This window comes from Arthrobacter sp. P1_B11 (genome assembly GCF_056406715.1).
Genome location: NZ_JBFTZQ010000018.1, coordinates 57,639 through 80,355, shown reverse-complemented (window position 1 = coordinate 80,355; position 22,717 = coordinate 57,639). Strand labels below are relative to the sequence as shown.

The following is a 22,717-nucleotide window of genomic DNA, read 5'->3' as shown; positions in this document are numbered from 1 at the left end:
CGCTATTTCTCGAAGACCCAACGGAGGGTCACTTTTCGTCAGGAGGCACCGTGGCCGTCACGACCATTACCCAAGATTCCGCGGCTCTGGCCGCCCCATCCCCATCACCCCGCCCTTCAGTCACCAAGGCACCGCGCGCCTACGTCATCGGCATGCCGATCGCCAGTGCGGGCCTGTGGATGGCGCTGCTCGCGCCTGCCATCGTGGTGCTCGCCATCAAGGTTTCCGAGATCACCACGCCGGACACCCGGGCTGGCGCACTGAGCCTCGTGGCCGGCGTCGGAGCCGTTGTGGCACTGCTGGCCAATCCGCTCATCGGCCGGCTGAGCGACCGCACGACGTCCAGGTTCGGCATGCGCAAGCCGTGGATCATCGGCGGTTCAATTGTCGGTCTGGGTGCGCTGTTCCTCCTGGGTGCGGCTGCGGACGTGTCCGGGGTGCTGGTGGCCTGGATCGTGGCGCAGCTCGGTTTCAACGCGGCACTGGCCGCGCTCGTGGCCACACTTCCTGACCAGGCCGCACCCCAGGAGCGTGGCCGGCTGTCCGGCCTGATCGGTATGACCCTGTCCATCGGACTCGTGTCCGGTGCCTACTTCGCGCAATTGTTCGAGAACGCCTTCCAGATGGCCATCGTCCCGGGCATAGTGGGCACGGCAGTGGCGATCGGATTCGCCTTCACCTTCAAGGACCGCGTCCTCACCGAGAAGCCCGCGCCTCTGAACCTGAAGGAAGTGTTGGGATCCTTCCACTTCAACCCCCGCATCCATCCCGGCCTCGGCTGGGCCTGGCTCACCAAGTTCATGGTCTACGTGGGCTACTGCGCCGCACTGCTGTACCTTCCCTATTTCTTTGCCGACCAGCTCCACGTTGCAGAGGAGAGCATCGCCAGCCTGGTGTTCCAGGCAACCCTCGTCAGCTCGGCGGGCACCGTGGTCACGAGCCTTGCCGGAGGATGGATCAGCGACAGGATCGGCAAGCGCAAGGCCCTCGTCATCGCCTCCGCCCTCATCATGATGACGGGCCTCATCATCATCGCCACGAGCTCCAGCACAGACCAGGTCATGGTGGGACAGGCAATCGTCGGCCTGGGCCTCGGTTGCTTCGGTGCCGTCGACGTCGCCCTGATCGCCGACCTGCTTCCCGGCACACAGACTGAGAACGCCAAGACCTTCGGCGTCTTCAACATCGCCCAGGCACTCCCCCAGTCCCTTGTTCCGGCTGTCGCCTTCCCCGTCATCGCGCTCGGCGGCTACACAGCACTGTTCCTCGGCGGTGCCGTCGTGGGAATCATCGGCGCCGTCCTCGTAACCCGCATCAAAGGAGTCAAGTAAATGAACCCCACACTCTCGACGCAGAAGCCCGGCGCATCCGACGAGTCTGCAGCCAGCCCCGCAGACGCGCCGCTGGACGCACCCTTGGACCCGTCCGCCGAGGCCCGCCTGCGCGAGCTCGCAGCAAGCCTGAGCCTGGAGCAGCAGGTCAGGCTCCTCACCGGCGCGGACGTCTGGTCCACTCACGCCCTGCCGGAAATCGGCCTCAAACGCATCGTGCTCTCCGACGGCCCTGCCGGTGTCCGCGGCGAAGACTTCGACGAGCGGCACGATTCCGTCTCGCTGCCGTCGTCGTCCGCCCTTTCCGCAACCTGGAGCGTGGACGTGGCCCGCCGCTACGGCCAGGTGCTGGGCCAGGAGGCGCGTCGCAAGGGCGTCCACGCCGTGCTCGGCCCCACCATTAACCTGCACCGCTCACCGCTGGGCGGCCGGCACTTCGAGTGCATGAGCGAGGACCCCCGCCTGACCGCCACCATGGCCGCCGGCTACGTGTCCGGGGTGCAGTCCATGGGCGTCGGCGCTACCCCGAAACACTACCTGGCCAACGAGGCCGAAACTGAACGATTCACGTCGGACTCCGTAGTGGACGAGCGCCCCCTCCGCGAGCTGTATCTTGCCGCCTTCGAGGACGCCATCACCGAGGCCCGCGCCTGGCTGGTCATGAGCTCCTACAACTCCATCAACGGCACCACCGCAAGCGAGAACAAGCTCCTCGAAACACCGCTCTCCACCGAGTGGGGCTTTGACGGCGTCGTGGTCTCCGACTGGACCGGCGTCCGGTCCGTGGCTGCTGCGAACGCGCACCAGGACCTCGAGATGCCCGGACCGGTGGGCCACTGGGGCGCAAGACTGATTGCCGCCGTACACGACGGCCGCGTCAGCCGGGAGGCGATCCTGGAAAAGGCCACGCGGATCCTGCGCCTGGCCGCCCGTGTCGGTTCGCTTGCGGGCTTCGAGCCCGCCGTCACGGAGTTCCCCCGAGCGCTCGACGGCGCCCAGGTGGCCCGCGAGGTGGCCGTCCGCGGTGCTGTGCTGGTCCGCAATGAAGGCGGCCTCCTCCCCCTCGACGCTGCGTCGTTGACCAGCGTGGCGGTGATCGGCCACAACGCCGAAGAGGCCCGAACGCAGGGCGGCGGCAGCGCCACGGTCATGCCCAGGTACAACGTCTCACCGCTGGAAGGCCTCCGAAAGGCATTGCCGGGCGATGCTGCCGTCACCTTTGCACGCGGCGCCAAGGTTGCCGAGGGAATCCAGCCGTTTGCCCGGAGGTCGCTGCACAATCCGGTCAGCGGCGTCCCGGGGATGCGCGTGACCTTCCTTGACGCCGACGGCAGGGAGATCTCCGGCGAAGACCGGCTGGCCTCGCACCTCATCTGGTTCGGCGTCGGCATTCCGGACGGCACGGCCTTCGTCCGGATGCAGACCGAATGGACTGCTGAAACTGCCGGCACCCATCACGTGGGCGTGGGCACGGTAGGCCGCATCCGGCTGTCGGTCGACGGCGCGGACGTGTTCAGCGGAGAACTGGAGGACGACACCGATGTCCTCGGAGCCGCCCTCTTCGATCCGCCCCAGACAGTTCATGCCATCGAGACCACGGCGGGCCAGCGCACGGCCATCGAGGCTCTCTATGAGTTGCCGCAGCAGCAGGAGATCCCGCTCATCGCCATCCTGCTCGGCGAGGAAACCGTCGTCGATGATCCCCAGGCGGAGATCCGGGCCGCAGTCGAAGACGCCCGCACCTCGGACGTCGCCGTGGTGGTTGTGGGCACCAACGCGGCCATAGAGTCCGAGGGATTCGACCGCAAGGACCTGGACCTGCCGGGTCACCAGAACGAGCTCGTCGAAGCTGTGGCCGCCGTCAATCCACGCACCGTTGTGGTGGTCAATTCCGGTTCTCCCGTGCTGATGCCGTGGATCGACAAGGTCGGCGCTGTGCTGCTCGGCTGGTTCGGCGGCCAGGAGTTTGGCTCCGCGGTGGCGGACATCCTGCTCGGCAAGGAGGAACCAGGCGGCCGCCTGCCCACCACCTGGCCCGCCGCGGTTGAGGACGTGCCGGTTCTCAACACCACACCCGTGGACGGCAAGGTGGTGTACTCCGAGGGCATTCACGTCGGATACCGCGCCTGGCTCAAGCAGGAAGCCGCCGGCGGTGCCGCGCCCCTGCTGCCGTTCGGCTTCGGCCTGGGCTACACCGCGTTCGAGCTTGGCCGTGCGCACGCGCCGCAGTGCGTTTCCGCCGGCCAGAACGTGGTGGTCAACATTCCGGTCCGCAACACCGGAGCCCGGACGGGCCGCGAAGTGGTGCAGGTCTACATTGCCCGTGCGGACTCCGCAGTGGAGCGCCCGGTCCGCTGGCTTGCAGGCTATGCCGGGACGCATCTGGCCGCCGGCGGCACAGGCAGCGTCGAGGTCCGGATCCCCGCCAGGGCGTTCGGCCATTACGACGGCGGATGGCAGTTTGAGCGCGGGGCGTTCCGGCTGCTGGTGGGCCGGCACGCGGCCGACGACTTCCAGGAGCTGGAGATCGAGGTCCGCTAGCCAGCCCTTCCCTGCCATGACAATTGGCGGCAGTGTCCGTCGTGAACACTGCCGCCAACTGCCTTCTGGGCGAGCTGCTTTATGGGCGAGCTGTCAGCCGTGGCCGCGCCCAAGGCCGGATTCTTTGTAGTACCCCTCGATGTGGGCGGCAACCAGCTCAGCTGCGCGGCCGCCGTCGCCGTTCCTGATGGCTTCCAGAATCTCCCTGTGCTCCGAGCGCAGCCGGGCAGCGGTTGCATCCCAATCGGGAAGGTTCGCCGTCAGCTTCGCGGCGTAGCCCTGGATGGCTTCGCGCAGGGACCCCATCATGGCGCTGACCACGGCGTTTCCTGCGGCGTCGGCGAGCGCAATGTGGAAGCGGACATCGAGGGCCAGGAATTCGTCCACTCCCGGTCCGGCGGAGTCCATGTCATCGAGCAGTTCTGAAGCGTGAAGGAGCTCCGGGGCATCAGGCTTCGCCCGGGCCGCAGCCCAGGACTCAAGCAGCACGCGGGTCTCCACGACGTCTGACACCGGCAGGTGCTGGGTGGCCACGTGCAGCCGCAGGGCCGAGCCAAGCGCCGCAGTCGGGTCGGAAATCACCACCGTCCCGGCCTCGGGTCCCGAGCCGACGCCGGCGCGCACCACGCCCATGGCCTCCAGGATGCGGATGGCTTCCCGGACCGAGGTCCGGGACACGCCGAGCTGCTCGGCCAGGCTGCGCTCCGCAGGGAGGCGCCCGCCCACCGCGAGCTGCCCGCCCGAGAGCTGGTCCTCGATCCACTGCATGACAAGTTGGTGCGTGCGCATGCGCCCATCCTAGTTGATGTGGTTGGACCACATGGACTAGAGTGTGGTCCAACCACATGATTCCGCACTCGGAGGCAGCAATGACGCAGACAGTTGAATCGACCAATCCGAAGGCACCCACCACGCCGAAGGAAACGGCGCCAGCGGGCACGGAGGTCAGTACTCCTAAGGCTCCCCGCATACCCGATGCCCTCAAGCGCCGGGTGCCCAAGTATTCGGACCTTGCCCCGCTGATGCAGTTCAAGAAGCCCGAGTTCAGCAAGGCGGCACGGCTCAACAGGGCAAGCACCATCTGGGAACTCCGCGATATTGCAAAGCGCCGCACGCCCAAGGCCCCCTTCGACTACACCGACGGCGCGGCTGAAGCCGAGATCACCCTGCGCCGCGCCCGCGAGGCTTTCCTGAACATCGAGTTCCGCCCGGGCATCCTCCGGAATGTTTCCAGCATCGACCTGGGCACCGACATTTTGGGCAAGCCCTCACGGCTCCCGGTCGGCATCGCCCCCACCGGCTTCACCCGGATGATGCAGTCTGAAGGCGAATACGCCGGCTCGCAGGCAGCCGAAGCCGCCGGCATCCCCTACACGCTGTCCACCATGGGCACCGCGTCCATTGAGGACGTTGCCGAGGCGGCGCCCAACGGGCGCAACTGGTTCCAGCTGTACCTGTGGACGGACCGGGACCGCTCCCTTGAGCTGATCGAGCGGGCTGCCAGGGCTGGCAACGACACCCTCATGGTCACCGTGGACACCGCCGTCGCCGGCGCCCGGCTCCGTGACGTCCGCAACGGGATGACCATCCCGCCGGCACTGACACTGAAGACCGTGCTGGATGCCTCCTACCGTCCGGCCTGGTGGTTCAACTTCCTCACCCACGAGCCGCTGACGTTCGCCTCGCTCTCCCGCTACACGGGCACGGTGGCTGACCTGATCAACTCGATGTTCGACCCCACCCTGACCTTCGAGGACCTCGACTGGCTCCGCGAGACGTGGAAGGGCAAGCTCGTGGTCAAGGGCATCCAGACCGTGGATGACGCGCGCAAGGTAGTGGACCACGGCGCCGACGGCGTGATCCTTTCGAACCACGGCGGGCGCCAGCTGGACCGGGCGCCCATACCGTTCCACCTGCTCCCGGACGTCAAGGAAGCCTTCACCAAGGACAACAGTGACGCCGCGATCATTCTCGACACCGGGATCATGAGCGGCGCGGACATCATTGCAGCTCTGGCCCTCGGCGCGGACTTCACTTTGATTGGCCGCGCCTACCTGTACGGGCTCATGGCGGGCGGCCGGGCCGGAGTGGACCGCGCCCTCCAGATCCTGGAAAAGGACATGACCCGGACGATGGCCCTCCTCGGGGTCAACAAGCTCTCAGAACTTACCCCGGACCACGTGCGGATCCTCGGCAAGTAAGCCGCCCGCCAGCCCTTGGGCTATTTCTTGCGGCCGAACTTCGGCAGGTTTGCCAGGAGGTCGGCCGCCTTCTTCGCACCGCGGCCCACGGTGCGTCCGATCTGCTGCGGAACGGTGTCGTCGTGGGCGGGGCCCCCTGGAACCACGACGGCGGGGCTCAGCTGCCCGTGGGCGGGTCGCCCGGGTGCGTCGAGGGCAGGTTCTGCAGCGCCGGCCGCTGTGCCGGCGGGACCGGCCGCGGCGGAACCGGCGGCGGCAAAGGCTTCCGGGACGACCGTGGCCGGAGCAGCCGCCGGCGAGGCGGCGGCACGGGCAGTTCCGGCGCTCTGGGGCAGCGCGTTCGCGCGCTGCGGTTCCTCGTCGGACCCGCCGTGGGCCGTGGTCTCGGGCGACGTGGCCGCGGCAGCCGACGGGCCGACGTCGAAGGTTTCCAACCAGCTGGCGATCCCCGCCAGCGGTTTCGGGTTGAGCGCGTAGTAGCGTTTCTGGCCCTGCGCGCGCATGCTCACGAGGTCGGCCTCGCGCAGCACCTTGAGGTGTTTGGAGATGGTGGGCTGGCTGGCGGCGAGCTCCTCGACCAGCTCCCCCACTGCTTTGTCCCCCTCGCGGAGGGACGCGAGAATGTCACGCCGTGTTGCCTCAGCAATGACGGCAAATACGTCGTCTGTCACCATGAGTCCAACCCTAGCGACATATACGCCGGATGGCATCTACTATTTCGCCCATCCGATGGCTCATGTCCGAGCCGTCTCAGTCGAACCAGGGATCCAGGCCGTACAACGGGAACACTTCCTTGCGGGTGGCCATCACGGTGCGGTCCACGTCGTCGTTGGGATCGAACCCGACCTCCCACGACCGCCACCAGACGTCAGCGTCGTCGCCCATGAACGCGGGGGCTGCAGTGCCGTACCGCTCGTGGACGTACGTCCGCCACGCTTCCGGCACCGGCGTGCGCAAAGGCACGGGGCGGCCCGCGGCGATGCCGATCAGGTGGCTCCACGTCCGCGGCACCACCCCGGTGATGTGGTACCCGCCGCCGCCGGTGGCAATCCAGCGGTTGTCGCAGTGGCGCGCGGCGAGGTTCCCGACGGCGGTGGTCGCCTCGCGCTGGCCGTCCACGCTGACGTTGAGGTGCGTCAGCGGATCCAGGCGGTGGGAGTCGCAGCCGTGCTGGCTCACGATCACGTCCGGTTCAAAGGCCCCAACCAGCTGGGGAACCACCGCGTGGAACGCGCGAAGCCAGCCGGCGTCGCCCGTGCCGGCCGGGAGGGCAACGTTAACGGCGCTGCCCAGGGCGTTCGGGCCGCCGATCTCGTTGGCGAAGCCGGTGCCTGGGAAGAGCGTCATCCCCGTTTCGTGCAGGGAGATGGTGAGGACCCGGGGATCGTCCCAGAAAATGCTTTGCGTCCCGTCCCCGTGGTGGGCGTCGACGTCGATGTATGCCACGCGCTGCACGCCGCCGTCGAGCAGTTTCCGGATGGCGAGCGCAGCGTCGTTGTAGATGCAGAAACCGCTGGCCCGGTCGCGTGACGCGTGGTGGAGCCCGCCGCCGAAGTTCACAGCGTGCACCGCTGAGCCGTCCAGGATCGAGCTGGCCGCGAGCAGGGATCCCCCGGCGAGGCGTGCGGCGGCCTCGTGCATTCCCGCGAAGGCCGGGTCATCCTCGGTGCCCAGCCCGTGGGCCTCGTCAGTGGCTGTGGGATCTTCGCTGACGCGGCGGACCGCCGCCACGAACTCGGGGCTGTGGACAGTGGTCAGCTCGCCGTCATCGGCAAGCTCCGGGGCCGCCAGCCTGACGTGCGCAAGGTCCAGCAGGCCCAGGCTCCGGGCCAGCCGTTCGGTGAGCTCAAGCCGCTCCGGCGCCATCGGGTGGCCCGGACCAAAGTTGTACGCCGTCATGGCGGCGTCCCACACCACCGTCGTTGGCAGTACGGGGAGGCTGAGTCCGGGCAGGAAAGTCATCACTCACAGGCTACCCGAGCGGGGTTACCGCCGCGGCGCTCCGCGCCCGGCCCGGCCATATGGCGGACTTTAGTGGTTTACTACTGGAGGAAGCAGATTCAACCGAGGAAAAAGCCACACATGACGCAAAGCCAGTCGAGGTCCAAGAGCCCGGCCAACTGGCAACCCGCAGCGCCGGAGCGGGACGGCCTGTGGATCTTCACCGGTATTCGCGACTTTATCGACAACATCGCCAACACCTCCCCCGCGCGCCTGGCTCTCACGGCGTTCTTCGTGGTCATCGTGCTCTTCACCGGCCTGCTGTCCCTGCCGGCGGCGTCGGCCACGGGCGAGTACACCCCGCTCCACCAGGCCCTGTTCACCGCCGTCTCGGCCGTGTGCGTGACCGGCCTGACGGTGGTTTCGACAGCGGCCCATTGGTCGTTCTTCGGGCAGCTCGTCATTCTGGTGGGCATCTTCGTGGGCGGCCTCGGCACCCTGACGCTGGCCTCGCTGCTGGCACTGATGGTGAGCAAAAAGCTAGGCGTCCGCGGAAAGCTGATCGCCCAGGAGGCGATGAACAACGCAGGGCGCCTGGGCGAGGTGGGCACGCTGCTCCGGATCGTGATCACCACGTCCGTGGTCATCGAGGGCACGCTGGCACTGGCCCTCGTTCCACGGTTCCTCACTCTCGGTGAACCGTTCTGGCGGTCCGTATGGCACGGCGTCTTCTACTCGATCTCGGCCTTCAACAACGCCGGCTTCACCCCGCATTCGGACGGCATCGTCCCCTACGAGACGGATCTCTGGATCCTTATCCCACTCATGCTTGGCGTGTTCATGGGCAGCCTGGGCTTCCCCGTGGTCATGGTCCTGCAGCAGAACGGCCTCAACTGGAAGAAATGGAACCTGCATACCAAGCTGACCATCCAGGTGTCGTTTATTCTGCTGGCGGCCGGAACGGTCCTGTGGGGCCTCATGGAGTGGGACAACGCCCGGACCATCGGGGGGATGGACATCGGGGACAAGATCACCCATGCGCTGTTCGCCTCCGTCATGACACGCTCCGGGGGCTTCAACCTCGTGGACCAGAACCACATGGAGTCCACCACTAAACTGCTCACCGATGCGCTCATGTTCGCCGGGGGCGGTTCCGCCTCCACGGCGGGCGGCATCAAGGTGACCACCATTGCCGTGATGTTCCTGGCCATCGTGGCAGAAGCCCGCGGTGACGCGGACGTCAAGGTTTACGGCCGGACCATCCCCCAGGGAACCATGCGCGTGGCCATCTCCGTCATCGTCGCAGGCGCTACCCTGGTTTCCGTCTCCGCTTTCCTGCTGCTGCACATCAGCGGGGCGACACTGGACCGGGTGCTGTTCGAGACCATTTCCGCCTTCGCCACCGTGGGCCTCAGCACGAACCTCAGCGCCGAACTCCCGCCGTCGGGCGTCTACGTGCTCTCCGCCCTGATGTTCGCCGGCCGCGTCGGCACCGTCACGCTTGCCGCTGCCCTGGCCCTGCGCCAGCGCAGCCAGTTGTACCACTACCCGGAAGAGAGGCCGATCATTGGCTAATTCGTCAGGGGCCGTCAACCGGCCCGCCCACAATGCTCCCGTTCTGGTGATCGGGCTGGGCCGCTTCGGCTCCTCCACTGCCGAGCAGCTGGTCAAGCAGGGCCGCGAGGTGCTGGCGATCGAGCGCGACCGGTCCCTGGTGCAGAAGTGGGCGCCGGTCCTCACCCATGTGGTGGAGGCAGATGCGACCAACATTGACGCGCTCCGCCAGCTCGGCGCGCAGGAGTTCAGCTCTGCTGTCGTCGGCGTGGGCACATCCATTGAATCCTCGGTGCTGATCACCGTGAACCTCGTGGACCTGGGCATCGAGCACTTGTGGGTCAAGGCCATTACGCCGTCGCACGGCAAGATCCTCACCCGGATCGGCGCCAACCACGTCATCTACCCCGAGGCCGACGCCGGGGTCCGTGCCGCGCACCTCGTGTCAGGCCGCATGCTGGACTTCATTGAGTTCGATGACGACTTCGCGATCGTCAAGATGTACCCTCCGCGCGAAACCGTGGGCTTCACCCTGGACGAATCCAAAGTCCGTTCCAAGTATGGCGTGACCATCGTGGGCGTGAAATCTCCCGGCGAGGACTTCACCTACGCGCGCCCGGAGACCAAAGTGTCTTCCCGCGACATGCTGATCGTGTCCGGGCATGTGGACCTGCTGGAGCGCTTCGCCGCACGGCCGTAGCCGATGGCAGGACGCACCGGACCGGTCACTGGACGCGCCATCGCTGGATGGACCTGACCCCGGCAGAATCACTTCCCAAATGCACAAACCCGGGCACCGTGGTGCCCGGGTTTGTGCATTTCTGCTGCCGCGGTGCGTGGCCGCGGGTGTGTGCTGCCGGCTTAGCCGAGCTGCTTGGCCTAGCCGAGCTGCTTGGTCATCTCGGCGGCCCGGTCCGCCGCGGCTCGGGCCCCGGCCGCGATGATGGCCGGCATGCCCTTTTCATCGAAGGTGGCGATGGCGCGTTCGGTGGTGCCGTTGGGGCTGGTCACGGCCTTGCGCAGTGCGGACGGCTCGGCGCCGGGTTCTGCCAGCATGAGTCCCGCGCCCGCCACGGTCTCGCGGGCCAGCAGCAGCGAAAGTTCCTCGTCAAGGCCGAGCTCGACGCCGGCAGCCGCCATGGCCTCCGCGAGGTAGAAGGCGTATGCAGGGCCTGAGCCGCTGATGGCCGAGAGGGCATCCACCTGCTCCTCAGGAATTTCGACGACGGTGCCCACCGCGGAGAGGATGTCCTTCGCCTTCTGGAGCTGCTCGGGCGTGCAGTGGGTACCGGCCGACACCGAGACCACACCGCGACCCAGCCTGGCAGGAGTGTTGGGCATGGTCCGGATCACGGGCTGGCCCTGTGGCAGGGCGGCTTCAAGCTGAGCGATCGAGACAGCCGCAGCCACGCTGATGACAATGGTGTCGGGGGAAAGCGAATCGCTGATTTCGCGGGCAAGCTCGGTGATGCCCACAGGCTTCACGCCGAGGAGCACCACTGCGGAGCCCTTCGCCGCCTGTTTGTTGTTGTCAGGCTCCTCTGCACCGGCGATGGCGGTAATGCCGTGGTGGCGTTCCGCCAGTTCGGCGGCCCGCTCTGCGCGCCGGACGGTGGCCACCACGTCCATGGGATCGGTGCCGCCGTGTAGGAGGCCGCCCATGATGGCCTCGTTCATTGATCCACAGCCAAGGAATGCGATTCGGTTGCTCATGGCTCCATCATTGCAGTTCACCGCCGCGGATGCAGGCCGGCAGGATTCACAGCGAGCTCCCATGTTCACTGAAGCCTGCACACATCATTGGGTCATAACTTTGGAAGTACCTCATTGAGGGTGCGAGTGATAAGGCAAGCATGGGGATGTTTGCCTGGCACCGACGGTCTGCAGCGGTTTACCCATTTTCCTGCAGCGGGCCGCCGGTGCCTTCGCTTTTAAGCCGGCGCTGAGGGTGGCGCGGATTCCCAGCTCCCTTTCAGGTAAATCCCCCTGAACGCACATTCTCGTTCGCTAATGTCGTAAGTGCCTCACAAGGTGCGAGTGATGGAGCCGGTCCTTCGGGATCGGCGCGGCGCCGGTCGGTTGCAGGAGTGTTCCCCCAGCTCCTCTTGCAAAACCGTCCGGCGCTTCACCGTTTAAGGGCGGGGCTGCTCATGAAGGGGCAGGACAGCCCATTAGGGGCAGGCAGCTCAACCCTGCCGTGTAAAGCTGCTCAGCCGGCAGCCAGCGGCTCCGACTGCTGCGTCCCAACGTGCGGAGCAGGCTCCAGCGGGCCGTCAAAGACCAGCTGGTCCAGGCGCCGCAGGATGAGGCCTTCCCGCAGGGCCCACGGGCAGATCTTGATCTTCTTGAATTCGAACAGCTCAAGGGCAGCTTCAGCCACCAGCACGCCCGCGAGGAGCTGGTTGGCGCGCGCCTCCGAGACACCCGGAAGGTGCAGCCTGTCCTCGCTCTTCATGGCCGAGATCCGCTGGGCCCACAGTCCGAGGTCGGTGGCGTGCAGCTCGCGCTTGACATACGGACCGGCCCCGCTGGGGGCCGCCCCTGCGATCCTGGCCAGCGAACGGAACGTCTTGGACGTCCCGGCCACGACATTGGCCCTCCCGACCGCGTCGAAGCTCTTGGCCGCGGGCTTGAGGGTTGCCCGGATGTAGCGCCGGAGGTCCTTGACACTCCTGGCTGAGGGCGGATCCTCATGCAGCCAGTCCCGGGTGAGGCGGCTGGCGCCGAGAGGCACGGACGTGGCAAGCTCCGGGAGCTCATCCTCGCCGGATGCCATCTCGAAGGACCCCCCGCCGATGTCCAGGTTCAGGATGGTGCCCGCCCCCCAGCCGTACCAGCGGCGGACGGCAAAGAACGTCATCGATGCTTCCTCGCTGCCTGTCAGCTCCTGCAGCGTCACAGTGGTCTCGTGCTTCACCCGGGCCAGCACTGCCGGCCCGTTGGTGGCTTCCCGGATGGCCGAGGTACAGAATGCCAGCAGGTCGTCGGCCTTATGCCTCGCGGCAAACTCCCACGCCTCAAGGACGAACTCGGTCAGCTCGTGCTGCCCGGCGTCGGTGATGTTGCCGTCGCCGTCGAGATACTGCACGAGGGACAGCGGCCGTTTGTGGGAAGCGAAGGGCACGGGGCGCGCGCCGGGGTGCGCGTCCACGAGCAGGAGGTGGACAGTGTTGGACCCGATATCAAGGACGCCTAGCCGCATCCTGCCATTATTCCCCGAGGAGCAGCGGAGGCTGCAATCGGTTCGGGCACATTTCTGGCCTGCACGGACGCAGAAGGGAGCTATTCGCCTTCGAGGCCGGCGGGGTTGGTATCAGCCTCATCGGCGCGCTTGAAGTCACGCTTGATGTTGGCGATGCCCTCGGGGTTGATTTCGAACCCATAGGCAGCCCCCGGGTTGATGACCATGCCCAGCTCGTCGCCGATGTTCGCGATGATGGCTGCACCCTGGGTCCCGAGCACGTTCGGGGCCGCCTCGAGGTACTCCGGGTCGACGCGGCTGGGGTGTGAGAACACGGCCAGAACCGGCTGGCCCTCGGCGTTGCCCAGCACCAGCGGCTCAACCTGGGAATCTTCGCCTTCGAGGGCGTCGGAGCTGATGATGTAGACCTCGTTGTTGAGGAACGACAGGATGACGTCCACAGGGTTGGCGTCCTGCCGGTCCCCCTGGGCCAGCTTCTCCTCGAGGTCGTTCAGAGGCGTGGTGTCTGCGGTACCGGTCTGTTCAGTCATGTATCTACTCGATCACGTTGCGGAGCCGGGTGCAATTCCGGCCCGCCTCCGCTCCACCCGCCCGGCCCACCGCCGGTCGAGCGCGCCGAGACCCAGGTTTCGCTCCCCACCCGCACCCTAACCTCGCAAGCTCGGTCAGAACCCTGCGGTCGTGGCCCCAAGCTCAACCGGCGGCCAGGGTTACTTCTTAGCTGTCGCCTTCTTGGCCGGAGCCTTGCGTGTGGTGGGGGTCCGCTTGACCGGGCCCTTGGCCCGCTTTTCGGCCAAAAGCTCGACGGCGCGTTCCCGAGTGAGTTCCTCCAGTGAGGTGCTTCGGGGCACGGTGATGTTGGTGACGCCGTCAGTGATATACGGGCCGAAACGGCCTTCCTTCACCACGATGTTCTTCTCCGAGACCGGGTCCGGGCCGAACTCCGCCAGCGGCGGCACGGCCGCGCGTGCACCGCGCTGCTTCGGCTGCGAGTAGATCTCCAGAGCCTGTTCCAGTGTGATGGTGAAGATTTCCTCTTCAGAGCCGATGGACCGTGAGTCCGTTCCCTTCTTCAGGTACGGGCCGAAGCGGCCGTTCTGTACGGTGATCGGATTTCCTTCGGCATCCTGGCCCAGGACCCGCGGAAGGCTCATGAGCTGAAGAGCCTCATCGAGGGTGATGGTGTCAACGGTCATGGACGCGAACAGCGAACCGGTACGCGGCTTGGCCTTCACAGGCTTCTTCGGCGGTTTGGGCTTGCCGTTCTTGTAGTACTCCACCGGCTGGTTGGCCAGCTGCTCTTCCGTCATCTCCGGAATGACCTCGGTGACGTAGGCGCCGTAGCGGCCGTTCTTAGCCACAACGGTGTGTCCCGTGTGAGGATCGGCGCCGAGGACCCGCTCCTCGGGAGCCGCGGTCTCCATCAGCTCAATGGCCTTGGCAGCGGTGAGCTCGTCCGGGGCCAGGTCTTCGGGGACGTTGGCACGGGCGGACTCGACGACTTCGCCGGTCTTGGGGTCAACCGTGGGCACGGAGCTTTCGAGGTAAGGCCCGAACTTGCCGACGCGCAGCGTGATGCCCTCGGCGATGGGCACCGAGTTGATTTCACGGGCGTCAATTTCGCCAAGGTTGTTCACGATGCTCAACAGGCCGGGGTCGGCGTCTTCACCGTAGTAGAAGTGCTTTAGCCAGGCTGCGCCGACGGCCTGGCCGTTGGCGATCTTATCCAGGTCGCCTTCCATGTCCGCCGTGAACTCATAGTCCACGTAGTCGTGGAAGTGCTGTTCAAGCAAACGGATCACCGAGAACGCGATCCAGCTGGGAACCAGGGCAGACCCCTGCTTCCGCACGTAGCCGCGGTCCTGGATGGTGGAGATCGTGGAGGCGTACGTGGACGGGCGCCCGATGCCCTTCTTTTCCAGCTCCGCAGTCAGCGACGCTTCGGTGAAGCGCGGCGGCGGCGAGGTTTCGTGGCCTACGGCCAGGATTTCCGACGCGGTGAGGGCGTCGCCCTTGGCCACGTTCGGCAGGCGGCGTGCTTCCTCGGACTCGTCGTCTCCGCGGCTTTCGTCCTTGCCTTCCTCGTAGGCGGCGAGGAAGCCGGGGAAGGTGATGACGGTCCCGGACGCCGAGAACTCGGCGTCGCGGCCTTCGGCCGCGCCACTTACAGCCACCGCACCAAGCCGGATGGTGGCCGTGGAGCCCTTGGCGTCGCCCATCTGGGAGGCGACGGTGCGCTTCCAGATGAGCTCGTAGAGCCGGAATTCGTCGCCGGAGAGCTGCTTGGCTACCTGCGCCGGCGTGCGGAACGAGTCACCGGCGGGGCGGATGGCCTCGTGGGCTTCCTGCGCGTTGGCCGCCTTGCTGGTGTAGACGCGCGGTGACTGCGGAATGTACTCGGGGCCGTACAGCTCGGAGGCCTGGCGGCGCGCGGCCGTAACGGCTTCGTCGCTCAGCGCCGAGGAGTCGGTACGCATATAGGTGATGTAGCCGTTTTCGTACAGGCGCTGGGCGATCTGCATGGTGCTCTTGGAGGAGAACCGGAGCTTGCGCCCGGCTTCCTGCTGGAGCGTGGAGGTCGTGAACGGGGCCGCGGGACGGCGGGTGTACGGCTTCGTGTCAAGCGAGCGGACACGGAATTCGGCGTTCTGGAGCCCGGCCGCGAGCGACGTGGCGAGTTCCTCGTCGAGGTGGGCGGCATTGCGCGAGGTGAGTTCGCCGGCGTCGTTAAAGTCCCGGCCGGTGGCAACCTTGGCGCCGTCAACCGCGGCGAGCTTGGCTTTGAACGAGCCGGAGTCCGCGCCGAACTGGCCGGTCAGGTCCCAGTAGGACGCCGACTTGAAGGCCATGCGTTCCCGTTCACGGTCAACCACCATGCGGGTCACCACGGACTGCACGCGCCCGGCGGACAGCCCGCGGGCCACCTTGCGCCACAGCACCGGGGAGATCTCGTAGCCGTAAAGGCGGTCCAGGATGCGGCGGGTCTCCTGGGCATCAACCAGCGCGGCGTCGACGTCGCGCAGGTTGTCCATGGCGCGGTGGATCGCTTCCTTGGTGATTTCGCCGAAGGTCATCCGGTACACCGGGACCTTGGGTTTGAGGACCTCCAGCAGGTGCCACGCGATGGCTTCGCCCTCGCGGTCCCCATCGGTTGCGAGATAGAGAGCGTCGGCGTCCTTGAGCTGGGCCTTGAGTTCGGCCACCTTTTTCTTCTTGTCCGGAGACACCACGTAGTACGGCTTGAATCCGTTTTCGACGTCGACGGCGAACTTGCCCACGGAGGTCTTCTTCAGTTCTGCCGGGAGTTCGGAAGGCTGCGGCAGGTCGCGGATGTGACCGATGGAGGCCTCTACGATGAAGCCCTCGCCCAGGTACTTGGCGATGGTCTTGCTCTTGGCCGGAGACTCCACGATCACGAGTTTCTTGCCGGTTTTGGCCTTGCTTGGCACAGTGCTCCTACAGAAAAAGGTTGCTCGGGCAGATGAGCCCATATTGGCCTAGTTCACCATATTTTGCAGAATCATGCGCTGTCATGTGGAAAACACGTGGCCGCTGTCACTGCCAAGCAAACCTAATTAACCGCCGGCGGCGGCACCATCGCGGCCACTTCCCGACGGGGACCGGTCGTCCGGAATCATGGACCACATGGTGGCAATCCGCTCGGCCCCGGGCGGAACGTCATTGGGGTCCTCAAGCTCGTAGTCGCGCAGCAGTTCAAAGACCTTTTCGGTGAGTTCACGGCGCTGTCCGGGCGTCAGGTATAAAAGGTCAGTGGCCAGCACCACCGCCATCGAAGGCTCGGCGGACTCGCCGCTGTTCCGCTGCTCGTCCCGGGTCCTGGCATATGCGTTGGCGCGGCGGCGGAATGCCTGCAGTTCGAGGTCGACCACGGCGAAGTCGGGGCTGGCCACCCCGCCGCCCGAGTTGATGGTGAAGTCGCTGCCGGCCGCCTTCCAGCGCCGTTCGCGCGCATCCCCCGCGGTCTCCGCCGGCACCACGATCCCCCACTTTTGCAACGCCCTCAGGTGGTAGCTCATCGCACTCGGCGTGAGGCCAGTCTGCTGCGCAAGCTCGGTGGCCGTGCGGCTGGACTGGGTGGAGTACAGCTCCGAAATGACTTCCAGCCGGGCAGCATGGGCCAACGCCCGGATTGCCTTGGGGTCGGTGATCTCCACTTTCTTTTCCGGGCGGGGCCTGCGCTTAGGATGCTTCTCCTCGGCGGGGGAAGTCGTCTTGTTGGCGGGCTCCGCCGAGGGCGTGTCTGTACTCACCCTCCAAGTCTAGCCAGCCCGGTCAGGTTATGAAAGAAATGCTTGACATCACTAATCCTGAAAGAGTACTTTCACAGTTATGAAAGAAACCCTTCATAGCTCGCCGGATGCGGCTGATGCTTCTCGTGCTGAGGGTGCGCCTGCCACGGCTTCCTCCGCGGCCCCTTCCCCGGCTGATTCTTCTGCGTCGGCTGCGCAGGCCCTCTGGCGCAACCGTGACTTCGTGATCGCGAGCAGCGCGCGGTTCATGGCAACGGCAGGCATGGGCGCCGTCGTCGTTTCGGTCATGCTGCATCTTCAGGAGACGGCGGCGAGCGGGAGCGCCCCTGTTCCCGGCCCGTGGCTCGTGGCCGGCTATCTTCTGTGCTCGGCACTGCCGCTCGTGATCCTTGCCCCGTGGACGGGGCGCCTGGCAGACACGAAGGACTCAAGAACGCTGGCGGTTGGGTCATCGGTGGTCAGCGCGGTGGCAGTGGCGGTTATGGGCGTCGGAATGGAGTTTTCCGACATCCGCATCCCCGTGCTGTTCGCCATGACTTTCCTGCTGGATGCGGCCCAAGCGGTGGCTGGGCCCACCTGGCAGGCGCTGTTGCCCCGGATCGTCGGGGAGGACCGGACGCCTCGGGCACTGGGCACGATGCAGGCGACGATGATGATTGCCGGGATGGCGGGCCCGGCCGCGGGCGGGCTGCTGAGCGGCTGGGGAGGCACCGGGCTGGTCTTCGCTGTGGCGAGCGGCTGTTACGTGGCCATGGGCGCGGGCGCGGCCCTGGTAGGAACGAGGAGGGCAGGTGCCGTTGAGCAGGCCGGCAGGGCGAAACCTGCGCTCCTTGACGGGTACCGGTTCATCCGCAGGGACAGCCTCGTTTGGGCGCTGGTGCTGGGTGCCCTCTTCTACATCACGGTGGGCGAGGCAACCAATGTCCTGGAGGTGTTCCTGGCCCGCGCCGAACTCGGCGCCACGGAAACCCAGTACGGCCTGCTGGCAGCCGCATTCGGATTGGGCATGGCGGCGGGAGCCGCCCTGGCCGGCCGTATCCGCACCGAAGGGTCGAGGCTGCGGATCCTGCTGGCGGCCATGGTCCTGACATCGGTGTTCCTCGGGATCATGGGGCTCGCTCCGGACGTCCTCTGGCTGTTTGCGGCCTACACAGCCATGGGCCTGGCCTGCGGCGCGTTGAATGCCTGCTTCGCCGCCATCACCATCCTGCGCGTTCCGGAGAGCGGCCGGGGGCAGGCTATGGCCATCGTGGGCGGCCTGACCCGGGCGGTGTCCATCGCCGCGCTGGCACTGGGCGGACTGCTCGGGGCCGTGGTCCCGATCCGGGCCAGCTTCCTCGTCACGGGCGCAGCGGGCGTCGCCGTTGCGTTGGCGCTGGCGGCCTACGTCCTGCCCCGCTTCGGCGGCAAAGGCGCCGCACCCGGCGCACTACCGGACGGTGCGGCGGGCGGTGCAGCACCGGGCGTGCCACCGTCCGGGCTAGAACCCCTCCAGGGGAAGCAGGAAACCGTCGCGGACCAGGTTCGCCACGTCGGTGAGCAGCCGCGCCCGGAAGGCATCGCCGTCGAATCCCTCGTGCCCGCCCAGCAGGGCCTCAAGGGCGCCGATGATCTGCCCGGCGGAGAGGTCGCCGTCGCACGCTGAGACGAAGCCGGCAAGTTCGGTGCTCAGCAGGTTGGTCCGCCGGAGCCCGGCACCCTGGCGCAGGAGGATGACGCCAGGGTGCTCGGCGCCCGGCCTCTGGTGGCGTTCCTCGGTGACGTCGTCCGCCACCACGAGGTGCGCGGCGGAGATTTCGTTGGCTGCCAGCCAGTCGGCGCGGCCGACGGCGGCACCCAGGTGGGGCCCCACCGGCTGCTCGATCGGATACGTGATCTCCTCGAACCGATAGACCCTGCGCGTGCCGGCAGCAGGCCGCCGGAGCCAGATCATTCCGAAGCCCACCCCGTCCACGTTCCGCGACGCGAAGTCGTCCAGGTAGGCGGCGTAGGCGACCTGGTAGTGCTTCCGGTCGCGGTTTTCCGAGGCATCCTGCAGCCAGGTTTCGGCGTACTGCTCCGGCCCCACCTGCTCGCGCTGGATGAACCACACGTCAGTGTCCGGGCTGGTCCAGCTTTGCGGCCGTTCCTCCCATGACTTCCCCGCCGTGATCTCCCAGTTGCCCAAAAGCTGGGCTGTTCCGCCTGGCGCCAGCACGTCCGGCAGGGAACTGACCAGTGACGCCACGATGTCGTCCCCCGGCAGGCCGCCGTCGCGGTAGGTGAACTGGTCTCCGGCGGCCTCTCCGGTGGTCCTCGGCGTGATGACGAAGGGCGGGTTGGACACCACGACGTCGAACAGCTCTCCGGCCACCGGCTCCAGCAGCGACCCACGAAGCAGGCTTACCCGGTCCTCCGGCCGCGCCGGGTCCACGTGGAGGGCATCAGCGTTGAGCAGGATATTGAAGCGTGTGAAGGCCAGGGCGCGCTCCGAGATGTCGGTGGCGGTGACTTGCTCACTGTGGTGCAGCAGGTGGAAGGTCTGGATGCCGCAGCCCGTTCCCAGGTCCAGGGCCTTGGCCGCGTGGCGCCGGATGGTGGTTTGCACCAGCGTGGTGGAGGCCTGCCCGATGCCCAGGACGTGGTCGTGCCGGAGCACGCCGGGGCGCTGGTGCGCGGCGAGGTCGCTGGCCACCCAGAGTTCCGCCCCGCCGCTGCCGTCCTCATTCGAGTCCCAGCCGTACGGCCGGAGATCCGCCGCAGCCGAAACCACGGCCGCCGCAGCCTCCGCAGCCTCCGCCAGCCCGAGCGCTACCAGACCCTCCGTCCGGGTCCGCGGGAGGGCGGCGTCGAGTACCTTAACGTCCTGCGGAACGGCCAGCAGCCAGAAACGCACGACGGCGGCGAGCGCCGCGGTGCGCGGCTCGCCCTGGGCAGCTGCTTCGGTGACGATCAGCGCGGGGATGAGCTGGTCCCGGTTCAGGGCCGTGTACGCGGACGGGCCCAGCAGTTCGGCCACACCGTCCACCGTGTAACCAACTTCACGCAGGTCCGCGGCGAGTGCGTTCAGGAGGTCGGGGCGGTCGCTGCGGGGAGCGTCGGGAGTGTTGCCGGCGGTGAAGGGCTTGGATTCGGTCACCGGGCCAGTCTATTTGTCGGAACGGAAGACTAGAGTGGGGCCATGTTCGGCACCCAGGCAACGGCGGCTGATCCAGGATGGCTTCAGTACGTGGCGGCATTCACTCCGCTCAGCACGTTGGTGGCGGCTGCCATCGCCGGCTGGATCGGCTGGCGGACGCTCGCCCAGCGGCGTGAAGCGGACCGCCGGGACCAGTGGTGGCAGCGCACCCAGTGGGCTATCGATCTAGCGATGGACCGCGATTTCAGCAGGGCCGTCGTAGGCCTCATTGCGCTCAAACACTTGGCCGGCAGCGATCTGTGCACCCCGGAGGACTACGAGATGCTGGACAAGATCGGCGGTGCCAAGATCGATGCGCTCACCCTGTCGGAAAAGGCCGCTGAGCGGGAGGAGCAGAATGCGCCAGCTGGCCACGGCCCCGCGACGCCACCTTCGGAACCGGGCTCCTTGGAGCGAGCTCCGTCCGCACGGGCTGAACTGATCCCCGTCCGTCTTGAGTCCCGGGACGAGCAGGTCTTTGCCAGCTCGGCCGGCATGGCAGAGGCGCTGCGGGAGGCAGACAGACTTGTCTCTTTTGTGGCACCGCGGCACTCCGGCCACTGACGGGGACAGCCGGCCCGCGAACCTGACGGCGGCCCGCGGGCGTACCATAGCCGTATGCAACTGCAGCAGCGATTTATCAGCCCTCGGCCGCTTTCCGGCCGCACGGGCTTCCTGTCGCGCGACTAACTGCAGCAGCCGGGGTCCGTCCGGTGCAGCGGCTGAGGGTGAATCCGCCCCCTCCCGCCCCAGATTTGAAGGACCCGTCATGAAAAAGTATCTCTCCCCCACCGAGCTCAACTCCGCCCTCGCCCTCCGCGATCTCTCCGACCCGGCGGAAGGTCCCCACGCTATGCAGTTGCTGCTCGACCGCATCACTACAGCCCTGGAGCGGCTGTGGAACATCGGTTCGGACACGCACCGTGCCAGCCCCCTGGTGGCCACCTCGGACAACTATGACCGGCTGGGGTATTCGGCTGGAGACGTCACCCGTGATTCGCGCTACTCCCGCCACGTCAGTCCCACCGTGATGCTGCGCAGCCACACATCGGCCGGAGTTCCGGCGCTCCTGGACTCGCTCCGCGGGGAACTGGGCCACTACGACCGGCTGCACATCCTGCCAGGGCTGGTGTACCGGCGCGACGCGGCAGACCGCACTCACGTCGGCGCCCCGCACCAGGTTGATTTGTGGCGGATCAAGTCCCGCGGACTCCTGGGTGCCGGTGACCTCCAGACGATGATGGCCGCAGTGGTGGAAGCTGTGCTGCCGGCCGCGGAGAATCCGGATGTGCAATGGCGTGCGACGCCGTCAACCCACAGCTACACCGCGGCAGGCCAGCAGCTGGATGTGCTGGCCACCATGCCTGACGGCACCCGCGAATGGCTGGAGCTGGCGGAGTGCGGCCTGGTTGCGGCGCCGGTGCTCCGCGGTTCCGGCCTTGACCCGCGGCGCTGGGCCGGACTGGCTCTGGGGATGGGTCTCGACCGGGCGCTCATGCTGAACAAAGGCGTCGGTGACATCCGCCTTCTGCGGTCCGGCATTCCCGCGGTCCGGTCACAGCTCCTGGACCTGCAGCCGTACCGGGCCATTTCGGTGATGCCCGGTGTGAACCGAGACCTCTCCCTGGTCATCACCGACCCGGCCGACGCCGACGCCGAACTCCTGGGTGACGCCGCCCGCGCTGCGCTCGGCAGGGATGCAGATGTCCTCGCGGCCTTGGAAGTCAGGGCGGTGACGCCGACGGCGGAGCTGCCGCCGGCCGCCGTCGACCGTCTCCACATCAGGCCCGGCCAGGTGAACGTGCTGCTGCGCCTCGTGCTGCAGCCTCTGGACCGGACGCTCACCGACACGGAGGCCAACGGGCTCCGCGACCGCGTCTATCTGGCGCTGCATCAGGGCCAAGTACTGGAACTGATCGCCGGATAACCGGCCGGAGGGGTGCCGCCAGGTGGGCTGACTCCGGAGGCGTCTGAAGGGGACGGAACCTTGGGCGTGCAGCAGGTAGGTTGGAGGCATGGCTGAACGTTTCTCTTCGATGCTCCGTGTCCTGTCAGGGGCGGCTGCGGTTGCCTCCATCCTGCTGGCCGTGCCGGCCTGCTCACCCGTTGTGTCGATTGAAAACGCCGACGTTCCTGCATGGAAGGCCACCGCGCTGCCGTCTGCCGGCGGCACGGTCCTCGAGGATGCCGGCAAGATCCTCAACCGGGACCGGATCAACCAGGAGGCGGCCAGCGTTCCGGCCGGCCGCTACACGCTGACCGTGACCTGCGAAGGCGGAGGGAAGGCGTTCTTTGCCGTGTCGCTGGCGGGGAAGCCCATGGTGGACGCCGGGGCTGCGTGCAACGGCAGCCGCGAGATAACGAAGATCACGGTAGCCCAGCCGGGGCCGCTGGAGATCAGCGCGTCCAGCGTTGACGCCCCGCTGATTTACGCGTATCAGTTGGTGCCGGCGAAGTAGCCGGCGCGCTTTTTCGGGGAGCTGCTTCCGCCTATGGCCTCGTGCCACCGGCGGGCATAA

General features: G+C 67.0%; 17 protein-coding genes and 1 pseudogene. 9 read left to right on the top strand and 9 right to left on the bottom strand.

What is annotated here, in order from left to right; translation table 11 throughout:
- Window positions 1-50: 50 nt before the first annotated feature.
- Window positions 51-1,331 carry an MFS transporter gene (locus AC1D14_RS14940; RefSeq protein ID WP_476968705.1) on the top strand — a complete coding sequence of 427 codons (1,281 nt, stop codon included), beginning with the start codon at window positions 51-53 and terminating at the stop codon, window positions 1,329-1,331.
- Window positions 1,332-3,872: a beta-glucosidase gene (locus AC1D14_RS14935; protein WP_476882144.1), complete on the top strand. Its 2,541-nt coding sequence runs from the start codon at window positions 1,332-1,334 to the stop codon at window positions 3,870-3,872.
- A gap of 93 nt (window positions 3,873-3,965) precedes the next feature.
- Here AC1D14_RS14935 and AC1D14_RS14930 read toward each other — a convergent pair whose 3' ends face one another.
- Complete coding sequence (locus AC1D14_RS14930; protein ID WP_230121016.1) at window positions 3,966-4,661, bottom strand: FadR/GntR family transcriptional regulator; 696 nt, start codon at window positions 4,659-4,661, stop codon at window positions 3,966-3,968.
- Window positions 4,662-4,741: 80 nt separating this feature from the next.
- Between AC1D14_RS14930 and AC1D14_RS14925 the strand changes: the two genes are divergently transcribed.
- Complete coding sequence (locus AC1D14_RS14925) at window positions 4,742-6,073, top strand: alpha-hydroxy acid oxidase (RefSeq protein ID WP_290369798.1); 1,332 nt, start codon at window positions 4,742-4,744, stop codon at window positions 6,071-6,073.
- A gap of 20 nt (window positions 6,074-6,093) precedes the next feature.
- Here AC1D14_RS14925 and AC1D14_RS14920 read toward each other — a convergent pair whose 3' ends face one another.
- A complete protein-coding gene (locus AC1D14_RS14920; RefSeq protein WP_230121014.1) occupies window positions 6,094-6,747 on the bottom strand; it encodes an ArsR/SmtB family transcription factor in 654 nt (217 codons plus the stop codon).
- Window positions 6,748-6,823: 76 nt separating this feature from the next.
- Window positions 6,824-8,035 carry an acetoin utilization protein AcuC gene (locus tag AC1D14_RS14915; RefSeq protein WP_476882145.1) on the bottom strand — a complete coding sequence of 404 codons (1,212 nt, stop codon included), beginning with the start codon at window positions 8,033-8,035 and terminating at the stop codon, window positions 6,824-6,826.
- A 120-nt stretch (window positions 8,036-8,155) separates the two neighbouring features.
- On the opposite strand from AC1D14_RS14915, the gene AC1D14_RS14910 reads away from it, so the two are divergent.
- Both AC1D14_RS14910 and AC1D14_RS14905 read left to right on the top strand, forming a co-directional pair.
- The gene (locus AC1D14_RS14910; protein WP_476968704.1) at window positions 8,156-9,589 is read left to right on the top strand and encodes a TrkH family potassium uptake protein; all 1,434 of its coding nucleotides are present in this window, start codon (window positions 8,156-8,158) and stop codon (window positions 9,587-9,589) included.
- The gene (locus AC1D14_RS14905) at window positions 9,582-10,268 is read left to right on the top strand and encodes a potassium channel family protein (protein ID WP_230121008.1); all 687 of its coding nucleotides are present in this window, start codon (window positions 9,582-9,584) and stop codon (window positions 10,266-10,268) included. Before AC1D14_RS14910 ends, AC1D14_RS14905 begins: the two co-directional genes overlap by 8 nt.
- Window positions 10,269-10,447: 179 nt before the next feature.
- On the opposite strand, the gene proC is transcribed toward AC1D14_RS14905, so the two are convergent.
- From proC to AC1D14_RS14880, 5 genes are all read right to left on the bottom strand, one after another.
- Window positions 10,448-11,281 carry a pyrroline-5-carboxylate reductase gene (gene proC / locus AC1D14_RS14900; protein ID WP_230121007.1) on the bottom strand — a complete coding sequence of 278 codons (834 nt, stop codon included), beginning with the start codon at window positions 11,279-11,281 and terminating at the stop codon, window positions 10,448-10,450.
- A 496-nt stretch (window positions 11,282-11,777) separates the two neighbouring features.
- A complete protein-coding gene (locus tag AC1D14_RS14895) occupies window positions 11,778-12,770 on the bottom strand; it encodes a Ppx/GppA phosphatase family protein (RefSeq protein ID WP_230120999.1) in 993 nt (330 codons plus the stop codon).
- A gap of 80 nt (window positions 12,771-12,850) precedes the next feature.
- A complete protein-coding gene (locus tag AC1D14_RS14890) occupies window positions 12,851-13,300 on the bottom strand; it encodes an SseB family protein (RefSeq protein WP_230120997.1) in 450 nt (149 codons plus the stop codon).
- A gap of 180 nt (window positions 13,301-13,480) precedes the next feature.
- Complete coding sequence (topA, locus tag AC1D14_RS14885; RefSeq protein ID WP_476968703.1) at window positions 13,481-16,219, bottom strand: type I DNA topoisomerase; 2,739 nt, start codon at window positions 16,217-16,219, stop codon at window positions 13,481-13,483.
- Between the two features lie 126 nt (window positions 16,220-16,345).
- Window positions 16,346-17,041, bottom strand: coding sequence for an ArsR/SmtB family transcription factor (locus tag AC1D14_RS14880; RefSeq protein WP_230121456.1), 696 nt, complete (start codon window positions 17,039-17,041; stop codon window positions 16,346-16,348).
- A 79-nt stretch (window positions 17,042-17,120) separates the two neighbouring features.
- On the opposite strand from AC1D14_RS14880, the pseudogene AC1D14_RS14875 reads away from it, so the two are divergent.
- A pseudogene (locus AC1D14_RS14875) lies at window positions 17,121-18,428 on the top strand (MFS transporter); the annotation flags it as partial.
- A gap of 93 nt (window positions 18,429-18,521) precedes the next feature.
- Here AC1D14_RS14875 and AC1D14_RS14870 read toward each other — a convergent pair.
- Entirely contained in the window at window positions 18,522-20,159 is a 1,638-nt protein-coding gene (locus AC1D14_RS14870) for a DUF7059 domain-containing protein (RefSeq protein WP_476968702.1), read from the bottom strand.
- 42 nt (window positions 20,160-20,201) lie between these two features.
- On the opposite strand from AC1D14_RS14870, the gene AC1D14_RS14865 reads away from it, so the two are divergent.
- The 3 genes from AC1D14_RS14865 to AC1D14_RS14855 all read left to right on the top strand — a co-directional run bounded on the left by AC1D14_RS14865 (window position 20,202) and on the right by AC1D14_RS14855 (window position 22,657).
- Window positions 20,202-20,762, top strand: a complete 561-nt coding sequence (locus AC1D14_RS14865) for a hypothetical protein (protein WP_476968701.1) — start codon at window positions 20,202-20,204, stop codon at window positions 20,760-20,762.
- Between the two features lie 205 nt (window positions 20,763-20,967).
- Window positions 20,968-22,125, top strand: coding sequence for a PheS-related mystery ligase SrmL (gene srmL / locus AC1D14_RS14860; protein ID WP_476968700.1), 1,158 nt, complete (start codon window positions 20,968-20,970; stop codon window positions 22,123-22,125).
- Between the two features lie 88 nt (window positions 22,126-22,213).
- Complete coding sequence (locus AC1D14_RS14855) at window positions 22,214-22,657, top strand: hypothetical protein (RefSeq protein WP_230119343.1); 444 nt, start codon at window positions 22,214-22,216, stop codon at window positions 22,655-22,657.
- Window positions 22,658-22,717: the final 60 nt, after the last annotated feature.

Bases quoted from the DNA above. Each gene is read 5' to 3' on its own strand.
- AC1D14_RS14925 (WP_290369798.1), top strand. From the start codon at position 4,742: ATGACGCAGACAGTTGAATCGACCAATCCGAAGGCACCCACCACGCCG.
- AC1D14_RS14890 (WP_230120997.1), bottom strand. From the start codon at position 13,300: ATGACTGAACAGACCGGTACCGCAGACACCACGCCTCTGAACGACCTC.
- AC1D14_RS14935 (WP_476882144.1), top strand. From the start codon at position 1,332: ATGAACCCCACACTCTCGACGCAGAAGCCCGGCGCATCCGACGAGTCT.
- AC1D14_RS14915 (WP_476882145.1), bottom strand. From the start codon at position 8,035: ATGACTTTCCTGCCCGGACTCAGCCTCCCCGTACTGCCAACGACGGTG.
- AC1D14_RS14865 (WP_476968701.1), top strand. From the start codon at position 20,202: ATGTTCGGCACCCAGGCAACGGCGGCTGATCCAGGATGGCTTCAGTAC.
- AC1D14_RS14930 (WP_230121016.1), bottom strand. From the start codon at position 4,661: ATGCGCACGCACCAACTTGTCATGCAGTGGATCGAGGACCAGCTCTCG.
- AC1D14_RS14910 (WP_476968704.1), top strand. From the start codon at position 8,156: ATGACGCAAAGCCAGTCGAGGTCCAAGAGCCCGGCCAACTGGCAACCC.
- AC1D14_RS14855 (WP_230119343.1), top strand. From the start codon at position 22,214: ATGGCTGAACGTTTCTCTTCGATGCTCCGTGTCCTGTCAGGGGCGGCT.
- srmL (WP_476968700.1), top strand. From the start codon at position 20,968: ATGAAAAAGTATCTCTCCCCCACCGAGCTCAACTCCGCCCTCGCCCTC.
- AC1D14_RS14920 (WP_230121014.1), bottom strand. From the start codon at position 6,747: ATGGTGACAGACGACGTATTTGCCGTCATTGCTGAGGCAACACGGCGT.
- AC1D14_RS14895 (WP_230120999.1), bottom strand. From the start codon at position 12,770: ATGCGGCTAGGCGTCCTTGATATCGGGTCCAACACTGTCCACCTCCTG.
- proC (WP_230121007.1), bottom strand. From the start codon at position 11,281: ATGAGCAACCGAATCGCATTCCTTGGCTGTGGATCAATGAACGAGGCC.